The sequence below is a fragment of the uncultured Cetobacterium sp. genome (assembly GCF_947038635.1).
In the GTDB taxonomy this organism is placed as follows: domain Bacteria; phylum Fusobacteriota; class Fusobacteriia; order Fusobacteriales; family Fusobacteriaceae; genus Cetobacterium_A.
On the sequence record NZ_CAMQXC010000086.1, the window covers coordinates 1 to 9,580 of the forward strand.

General features: G+C 30.3%; 11 protein-coding genes. All 11 read left to right on the forward strand.

Annotated features, from left to right (window positions below; genetic code table 11):
• The first annotated feature begins 34 nt into the window (after window positions 1-34).
• Window positions 35-598, forward strand: a complete 564-nt coding sequence (gene phnX / locus Q0V08_RS08500; protein WP_297433916.1) for a phosphonoacetaldehyde hydrolase — start codon at window positions 35-37, stop codon at window positions 596-598.
• Between the two features lies 1 nt (window position 599).
• The gene (locus Q0V08_RS08505) at window positions 600-1,955 is read left to right on the forward strand and encodes an aspartate aminotransferase family protein (RefSeq protein WP_297433897.1); all 1,356 of its coding nucleotides are present in this window, start codon (window positions 600-602) and stop codon (window positions 1,953-1,955) included.
• Window positions 1,948-3,060: a 2-aminoethylphosphonate--pyruvate transaminase gene (locus Q0V08_RS08510; RefSeq protein ID WP_297433898.1), complete on the forward strand. Its 1,113-nt coding sequence runs from the start codon at window positions 1,948-1,950 to the stop codon at window positions 3,058-3,060. The genes Q0V08_RS08505 and Q0V08_RS08510 overlap by 8 nt, the downstream gene beginning before the upstream one ends.
• 3 nt (window positions 3,061-3,063) lie before the next feature.
• Complete coding sequence (locus tag Q0V08_RS08515) at window positions 3,064-3,837, forward strand: DeoR/GlpR family DNA-binding transcription regulator (protein WP_297433900.1); 774 nt, start codon at window positions 3,064-3,066, stop codon at window positions 3,835-3,837.
• A 40-nt stretch (window positions 3,838-3,877) separates the two neighbouring features.
• Window positions 3,878-4,135, forward strand: a complete 258-nt coding sequence (locus tag Q0V08_RS08520; RefSeq protein WP_297433902.1) for a hypothetical protein — start codon at window positions 3,878-3,880, stop codon at window positions 4,133-4,135.
• Between the two features lie 24 nt (window positions 4,136-4,159).
• Window positions 4,160-4,543: an ankyrin repeat domain-containing protein gene (locus Q0V08_RS08525; RefSeq protein ID WP_297433904.1), complete on the forward strand. Its 384-nt coding sequence runs from the start codon at window positions 4,160-4,162 to the stop codon at window positions 4,541-4,543.
• A gap of 125 nt (window positions 4,544-4,668) precedes the next feature.
• Complete coding sequence (locus Q0V08_RS08530) at window positions 4,669-6,222, forward strand: ABC transporter substrate-binding protein (RefSeq protein ID WP_297433906.1); 1,554 nt, start codon at window positions 4,669-4,671, stop codon at window positions 6,220-6,222.
• Complete coding sequence (locus Q0V08_RS08535) at window positions 6,222-7,211, forward strand: ABC transporter permease (protein WP_297433908.1); 990 nt, start codon at window positions 6,222-6,224, stop codon at window positions 7,209-7,211. The genes Q0V08_RS08530 and Q0V08_RS08535 overlap by 1 nt, the downstream gene beginning before the upstream one ends.
• A 4-nt stretch (window positions 7,212-7,215) precedes the next feature.
• A complete protein-coding gene (locus Q0V08_RS08540) occupies window positions 7,216-8,043 on the forward strand; it encodes an ABC transporter permease (RefSeq protein ID WP_297433910.1) in 828 nt (275 codons plus the stop codon).
• Between the two features lie 8 nt (window positions 8,044-8,051).
• Window positions 8,052-9,011, forward strand: a complete 960-nt coding sequence (locus Q0V08_RS08545; RefSeq protein WP_297433912.1) for an ABC transporter ATP-binding protein — start codon at window positions 8,052-8,054, stop codon at window positions 9,009-9,011.
• Window positions 8,992-9,580 (forward strand): ATP-binding cassette domain-containing protein (locus Q0V08_RS08550; RefSeq protein WP_297433914.1); only part of this gene is annotated, 589 nt, incomplete at its 3' end. The genes Q0V08_RS08545 and Q0V08_RS08550, both read left to right, overlap by 20 nt.

A 9,580-nucleotide genomic window follows, 5' to 3' on the forward strand; every position in this document is an offset into this window, starting at 1 on the left:
TTTTAGATAACCTCTTCAGCATTCTATAGAGGATATCAACTCTTTATACGAAAGATTTGAAGAAGTTTTATTCGCTTCTTTAGAAAATTTTGCTGAACCTGTTCCAGGAATGCTAGAGCTTCAAAAAGAATTAAGAGATAGAGGATTAAAGATTGGAAGTACAACAGGATACACAAAAGAGATGTTAGATATTGTTGCTCCTAAAGCAAAAACTTTTGGTTATTGTCCTGATTTTAGAATCACATCAACTGAGGTTCCTGCAGGTAGACCATATCCATACATGATCTATCAAAATATGATTACTTTAGCTGTTCCAAATGTAAGCTCTGTTATAAAAATTGGAGATACAACTGTTGATATGAAAGAGGGAAAAAACGCTGGTGTTTGGGCTGTTGGTATCTTAAAAGGTGGAAGTGAACTTGGACTTTCACAAAAAGAGGTTGAATCTATGGATCCTGCTGAGCTAAAAAAATTAATGGATGCAACTGCAAAGAGATTATACTCTGCTGGAGCTGACTATGTTGTTGAGCAAGTTGGAGATCTTCCAAATATAATTGATATTATTAACACTAAAATGAATGCTGAAGAGGTTATCTAAAATGAATAAACTTACATCTGAAGGGGATATAAATACCTCTTCAAATCGTAAAAGTTGGCAAGAAAAAAATATAAACTATGAAACTAATTGTATTCTTAGGGATGATGAAGAAAGCTTTCTTCATCAATCTCTTTCCACACCATGTTTAAATGTTTTAAAAAAATCTAAAGGCATATATTTAGAAGATACTTCTGGAAAAATCTATATGGATTTTCATGGAAACAATGTTCATCAAGTTGGATTTGGAAATGAAGATGTTAAAAACGCTATCATTAATGAGATGGAAGTACTTCCATTTTCACCTAGAAGATACACAAATAACTCTGCTATAACTTTAGCTCAAAAACTTTCTAAAAAAACCAATGGCGTTTTAAATAAAGTTTTATTTTCACCAGGTGCAACTTCCTCTATTGGGATGGCAATGAAACTAGCTAGACTTGTCACTAAAAAAGATGGTTTTCTGTCTTTTTGGGACTCCTTTCATGGAGCCTCAATAGATGCTATATCTTTAGGAGGAACTGCTCATTTTAGAAATGGCATTGGAAGTCTTCTAACTGGATGTGAACATTTAATCCCTTATAATAGTTACAGACCAATTTTTGATGAAGATACTTTTCTAACTATTTTAGATTATACTCTAGAAAAACACAGAGATATTGCAGCCTTTTTTATGGAAACTATTAGAAATACTGAAGTGGAGATTCCATCATATAAACTTATGAGAGAGATAAGAGATATCTGTACTAAGCACAACACCCTTTTAGTTTTAGATGAAACAGCTATCGCCATGGGAAGAACTGGAAAATTCTTTGCCTTTGAACATTATGATATTGAGCCTGATATTGTTATTATTGGAAAAGGACTTGGTGGTGGAATATTTCCAATATCTGCCCTTTTAACAAAAGATGAATTTAATATCGGTCAATACACATCTTTAGGACACTATACTCACGAGAAGTCCTCTGTTGGATGTGCTGCTGCTAATGCTGCAATAGATTTTATAGACAAAAATAATATTTTAGAAAAAACATCTAAAATGGAAGAGTTTATTTTAGAAAAATTAAATATATTAAAAGATAAATATGAAATTATTGGTGATGTAAGAGCTATTGGTCTACTCTTTGCTATTGAACTTGTAAGAGATAGAAAAACAAAAGAAAAAGCCGATTCAGAAGCTGATAAAATCCTTTATAGTTGTCTTGACTTAGGTCTTAGCTTTAAAGTTTCTAGTGGAATTTTAACACTTTCACCACCACTTATTATTGAAAAACATGAACTTGAAAAAGCTCTTAAAATTCTTGAAGAGAGTATAAAAATAGAAAATAAAAAACTTTTTGGAGGAAACAACCATGAATAACAATAACTTAACAGATAAACCATATATTCTTTTAACACCAGGACCACTTACAACATCTTCTGGAGTTAAATCAGCTATGCTTAAAGATTGGTGTACTTGGGATAATGAGTATAACTCTTTAGTTCAAGATATGAGAAAAAGAGTTTTAGATGTTGCTGAAGCTGGAGATGACTATACTATGATTCCTATGCAAGGAAGTGGAACTTTCTCTGTTGAGGCCGTTTTAACTAGTGTTATTGGAGACAATGAAAAAGTTTTAATCCTTTCAAATGGTGCTTATGGAGATAGAATGAAAACTATTTGCGATACAGCAAAAGTTAAAAATATTATCTATAAAATCGAGCAGACTGAAACTTATGATCTAGCTCATTTAGAAAATATTTTAAAGGAAGATAAAGAGATTACTCATGTTGCTGTTGTACACTGTGAAACTACATCTGGAATTTTAAATCCAATTAAAGAGATTGGAAAAATTGTTAAAAATCATGGAAAAACTTTTATTGTTGATGCTATGTCTAGTTTTGGTGGAATTCACTTTAGTATTCCTGAATACCAAATTGATTTCTTAATTAGTTCATCTAATAAGTGTATCCAAGGTGTTCCTGGATTTGGATTTATTATAGCTAAAAAATCTGAACTTTTAAAATGTGAAGGAAAAGCTCGTTCTCACTCTTTAGACATATTTGATCAATGGAAAGTTATGGAAAGTGGTAATGGAAAATGGAGATTTACTTCTCCAACTCATGTTGTAAGAGCCTTTTACCAAGCTCTTTTAGAGTTAGAAGCTGAAGGTGGAGTTAAAGCTAGAGAGGAAAGATACAAAGAAAATCAAAATAAACTTGTTAATGGTATGGAAACTCTTGGGTTTAAAGCTATTATCTCTTTAGAAAAACAATCTCCTATTATAACTACATTCTATGCTCCAAATCACCCTGATTACAAGTTTGAAACTTTTTATTCAAAACTTAAAGAGCAAGGATTTGTTATATATCCAGGTAAATTAACAAAAGAGGAAAGCTTTAGAGTTGGAAATATTGGTGAAGTTTATGCTACTGATATAGATACCTTAATAGAGTGTGTTAAAAACTCTATGTTTTGGAGATAATATATGCTGATGGAAGAGCGTAGGCAACTTATCCTAAATGAGATAAATATTAAAAATATAGTTTATGTTAAAGATCTTGCAAAAAGATATAGTGTGACTATGGAAACTATTAGAAAAGATTTAGAAGATATTATAAATGAAAATAGTGATATTCGAAAAGTCTATGGAGGAGCTTTAAAAAGCTCCTCTAATATAGTTGATGAAAGCTATAATTTAAGAAATGAACTTTTTTCTAATGAAAAGAGTATTTTAGCCGAAAAAGGAGCTAATCTTATTAATGATGGAGATTCAATTTTTTTAGATGCTGGAACTACAGTTTCTAAAATAATTCCCCATTTAAAAAGTAAGCAAAATCTTAAAATTGTGACAGTTTCTATTTCTGTTATTAATGAATTTATAAACTTTTTTAGTGGTATTGATCACACTCACTCTATATTTCTAGTTGGGGGTGAAGTTAAACCAAATCTTTTATCAACCTCAGGAGTTAAAGTGGCATCAGATCTTGAAAACTATTTTTTTGATAAAGCATTTTTAACTTTAGATGGAATATCTCTAGAAAACGGTATAACCTCACACAATCATGATGAAGCATTAGTTACTAAAACTGCTTTAAAACAATCTTTAGAAAATATATTTTTAATTACAGATGAAAAGTTTGATACTTCTAAATTTTATAAAGTTTGTAATTTAAACCAAGTTAACTCCCTTGTATCAGTAAATACTGAAAATAGTTTTTTAAAAAATTTAGTTAAAAATTTTAATATAAATCTCTATTAGTATGTTATAATTTTTTTATTAAATAATGGAGGTAAACTATATGAAAAAAACACTGTTTATACTTAAAAATTGTGATAGTTGTGATACAGTCAAAAATTTATTCAATAATAGACACGATGTAACTATCTATGATTTAGATACCACTAAAGAGTTAGCAGAAAAACTTCATGTCACTAAAGCTCCTACTTTGGTAGTTGAAGATTGGGAAAGTGTTACTAACTATGTTGGAATTGAAAAAATTAAAGAGTATTTAAGTGATGAACCTACACCTAATTATCCTTGTGTTTGTTCTGAATAGTTTTACTGATTAAAGGGGGATTTTATGATTGAATTTAAAAATGCATTAAAAAATGGAGATTTAGAAAAATTAAAACTTAAACTAGAAAATGGAATTGATGTTAATGATAGAAGTGGTGAATACAGATACCCTATCCATAAAGCAGTTTTATTAAAAGATACTGATATTGTTAAACTTTTTTTAGATTATAATGCAGACATTAATATCCAAGAACCACTACAAGGTAATACACCTATTAATCTTGCTATTTTTAATAAAGATTTTCAAATGGTAAGTTTTCTAAAAGAAAACGGTGCTAATTTAGAGATTAAAAATAGCTGGGGAATGACATCTTTAGAATATGCTACATACCTAAAAAATAATATGAGTTTTGATGATATTGATGATATTATTGAAATTTTAAAATAAGTTAAACATCTATAGAGGGAGATATTTGTAAAAATATTTCCTTCTATTTTTTTATGAAGGAATTTTATTAAACTATTTGTATACTTTCTGTGAGATTTATATTTTCTTTTAGGAGGAGTGATAAGATGGTAAAAAAGAGGTTTTATAAATTCTTTGCTATTACTTTTATATTGTTTGGTACCTCTAATGTTTTAAAAGCTAATGCACAAGATAGCACTGTTGTAGTTGCTATGGGGAATACTTCAGAACCTGAGAGTGGATTTGATCCAGCTTTTGGATGGGGTGCTGGTGAACATGTTCATGAACCTCTTATTCAAAGTACATTAACAACAACAACTCAAGATCTAAAAATTGCTTATGATTTAGCCACTGATATAAAAGTTTCAGAGGATGGACTTCAGTGGATTGTTACAATTAGAGATGATGTTCTTTTTACTGATGGGAAACCTTTAACTGCAGAGGATGTTGCATTTACTTATAATAAAGTCAAAGAGTTAAGTACAGTCAATGACTTTACTATGCTCGATAAAGCTGAAGCTAAAGACAAGAAAACTGTTGTTTTTTATATGAATAAACCTTACTCTATTTGGCCTTATAGCATGGCTAATGTTGGAATTGTTCCCAAACATGCTTATAATGAAAATTATGGTCAAAACCCTATTGGTTCTGGTCGATATATTTTACAACAATGGGATAAAGGTCAACAAGTTATTCTAAAAGCAAATCCTAACTATTATGGAAAAACTCCAAATATTGAAAATGTTGTTGTTTTATTTATGAGTGAAGATGCTGCTTTTGCAGCCGCTAAATCTAATAAAGTTGATGTTGCATATACAACACCTTCTCTTTCACAAGAAAAAATAAAAAATTATAATATTCTTGCTGCTCACTCAGTTGATAATCGTACTTTTAATCTGCCAACTGTTCCTAAAAATGGAGATATAGGAAATGATGTTACTAGTGATTTAGCTATTCGTCAAGCTATTAATATCGGATTAGATCGAGAACGTTTAATTAAATATATTTTAAAAGGATATGGAACTCCTGCTTATAGTGTTGCTGATAAAATGCCTTGGTTTAATAGCAAAACTATTGTTGCTTATAATCCTGAAAAAGCAAAAGAGATTTTAGAGAACTCTGGTTGGAAAGTTGGCAAAAATGGTATTCGAGAAAAAAATGGTATTCCTGCTAAATTTAATCTTTTATATCCTGCTAATGACTCTGTAAGACAAGCATTAGCTGCTGAAACATCCAATCAACTTAAAGAACTTGGAATTGAAGTTACTTTTGAAGGTGTTGGTTGGGATACCGCTTACAATAGAGCTCAATCTGAACCACTTGTATGGGGATGGGGAGCTCATACTCCTATGGAAATGTACAATATATACCACACAGCACCAAATAGTAATTTAGCAGCTTATTCTCCTTATTCTAATAAAGAGGTAGATGAGTTGATGGATAAAGCTCTTGCTACAAATGATTTACCTAAATCTTTTGAACTTTGGAAAAAATCTCAAGCAAAAGTTTCAAATGATATTCCATGGATTTGGCTAGTTAACATTGATCATCTATATTGGGTTAAAAATGGTCTTAATGTTGCTGAACAAAAAATCCATCCTCATGGACATGGGTGGTCTATTGTTAATAATGTTGATCAGTGGTCTTGGAGCAAGAAGTAATGAAGATTCCTACCTCTATTATCAAACAGGTAGTTAGAGCTATTTTATTAATATTTTGTGTTAGTGTTGTTTCTTTTATTTTAGTTTCACTATCTCCTCTTGACCCTATACAAATGAATTTAGGTCAAACAGTTAAAGGATCTATGTCTCCTGAACAATTAAAAAAAATTCAAGATTATTGGGGAGTTAATACTCCCCTAACTGAACGCTATATATCTTGGATTAAGGATTTTTTGAGAGGAGACATGAATATCTCTCTTTTATACAGAAGACCTGTTATTCAAATTCTTCAAGAGAGGTTATCTAGTTCTTTATGGTTAATGGGTATTGCTTGGATTTTATCTGGTTTTTTAGGATTCTTTTTAGGTGTTTTAGCTGGCTTTAAAAGAAATAAATTAACTGATCATATTATTCATAAATATGCTTTAATTTCAGCAAGTATTCCATCTTTTTGGTTTGCTTTGCTTTTACTTATTGTTTTTTCAGTTTGGTTAGATATTTTTCCAATTGGAATGAGTGTTCCTATAGGAGTAGATTTTTCCAATGTAACTTTTAAAGATAAAGTCTATCACGCTATACTACCTATTATTACACTTATTTTTATTAATTCATCAGCTATAATTTTACATACACGAGAAAAAATGATTGAAGTTTTAGATAGTGACTATGTTTTATTTGCAAAGGCTCGTGGAGAAAATACTTTTAGTATAGTCTTTAGACATAGTATTAGAAATATTCTTTTACCAGCTATAACACTGCAATTCGTATCTATAAGTGAAATATTTGGTGGTTCTGTTTTAATTGAAACTGTATTCTCCTATCCCGGTCTTGGTCAAGCCACTGTAAAAGCTGGACTTGGTGGAGACGTACCTCTTTTATTAGCAATAACTGTTGTTACTGCAACAATTGTTTTTTTAGGAAATTTAATCGCAAATATTTTATACGAAATAATTGATCCTAGAATAGGAATAAAAAAGAAAAAGGAGTGATAAGATGTTAGCTAAAGTAAATAATAAGCAAAAGAATATCTTCATGCTTAGTTTTACATTTATGTTTTTAATTGGAATCACTCTTTTAGGTTGGCATCTTTCTGAGAGTTCTTTAAAAGTTGATTTTACTCAAACCAATATTTCTCCTAATTCTAAGCATCTCTTTGGAACAGATTGGATGGGACGAGATATGTTTAACCGTACTCTTTCTGGTTTATCAATGAGTATTCGAATAGGGGTTATAACTGCTGGTATTAGTTCTATCATTGCTCTCTCTCTAGGTACCTTTGCAGCATTTGGTGGTAAAACAGCAGATGGAATTGTCACTTGGCTAATTGATTTAATTATGGGAATTCCTCATATTCTTTTATTAATTTTAATCTCTTTTGCATGTGGAAAGGGATTTCTAGGTGTAATTACTGGGGTTACCTTAACTCACTGGCCTAGTCTTGCTAGAGTTATTCGAAGTGAAGTTTTATCTCTTAAAAATAGTGATTACATATCAGCTTCTCAAAAACTTGGAGTTAGTCGATTTCATATTGTCAAAAACCATATGATTCCACATCTTCTTCCACAGTTTTTGTTAGGTCTTATTTTATTATTTCCTCATGCAATACTTCATGAAGCTAGTATTACTTTTTTAGGATTTGGACTTGCTCCTGAACAACCTGCTATTGGTATTATCTTATCTGAAAGTATGAGATATCTTTCTACTGGTAAATGGTGGCTTGGTCTTTTTCCTGGAGCTTTTCTAGTTTTAATTGTTATTTTATTTGACTATGCGGGACATAATTTAAGTAAAATTTTTAATGTTAATCAAATTCATAAGTAGGAGGATGTATGGATAAAACTACCAACAAAGAGATACTTAAAGTTAAAGATTTATCTATCTCTTTTACTCAATATAATGGTTTAAAAAAAGAGACACTACAAACTATCCATAACTTAAATGTGTCTGTACATGAAAAAGAGATTGTTGCCATTGTTGGTGCTAGTGGATCTGGTAAAAGTTTACTAGCTCATAGTATTTTAGGAATTTTACCATATAATGCTAACTTGAAAGGTGATATTTACTTTTGTGGGAATCTTTTAACAGAGGAAAAAAAAAGAGAGGAACGAGGTAAAAATATTGCTTTGATTCCTCAAAGTGTTTCCTACTTAAACCCTTTAATAAAAATTGGATCTCAAATTAGAAAAGGAGACAATAGTATAAAAGCTAAAGAAAGATGTTTAGAAATTCTTAAAAAATATAAATTAGATGAAAAAGTTGCTAATATGTATCCCTTCCAACTTTCTGGAGGAATGATTCGTAGAGTACTTATATCAACAGCTGTTTATAGTTCTCCTAAGCTTATTTTAGCTGATGAGCCTACTCCTGGACTTGATCCTAGAACTCTAAATCATGTTGCAGAGCATTTTCAAGAACTTGCAAGGGAAGGCATGGGAATACTTATAATTACCCATGATTTAGATATGGCACTAAAAATAGCTAATAGAATTGTTGTTTTTTACGATGGAATAACTATTGAAGATCTTTCTACAGATGATTTTTCTTCAATAGATAATCTTAATCACCCTTATACAAAAGCATTATTTCATGCAATGCCTCAAAATGGTTTTCAATCATTCTCTTTAGATTGCTCTTTACAAAACTCTGAAAAAAAAGGATGCTCTTTTTATAACAACTGTTCACATGCTTGTTCTAATTGTTTAGGGGAGATTCCTTGGAAAAAAACAAACTCTGGTTTTGTAAGATGTCTTTTAGAAAAGGAGGATAAAAATGCTCTTAATAGCAAATAATATCTCTTATAGTCATATTCCTAATGGAAAAAATATTTTTAATAATTTGAATTTTAGCATTAATAGTGGTGAAAGAGTTGCCATAACTGCTCCTAGTGGTTTTGGAAAAACAACTCTATGTAAAATACTTTCTGGATATGAGGTTCCTAATAGTGGTGTAGTTCTTTTAGATAATACACCTATACATAAATTTAAAGGTTATTGTCCTATTCAGATGATTTGGCAACACCCAGAGCAAGTTCTTAATCCTAGACTTAAAATGAAACAAATCTTAAAAGAGTCTGGAGAGATAAATGATAAACTTTTAAAAGATTTAGGTATTCAAGAAAAATGGCTTAACCGTTTTCCACGAGAACTTTCTGGGGGTGAGCTCCAAAGATTTTGTATAGCACGTGTTTTAAATAAAAAAACTAAATTTTTACTAGCTGATGAAATTACAACTATGTTTGATTTAATTACTCAAAGTCAAATATGGCAAGTTATTTTAGAGTTTTGTAAAAAAGAAAACATCGGTATTGTTATAATAAGTCACTCACAGCCTTTAATTAATAAAATTTGTACTAAAGAGC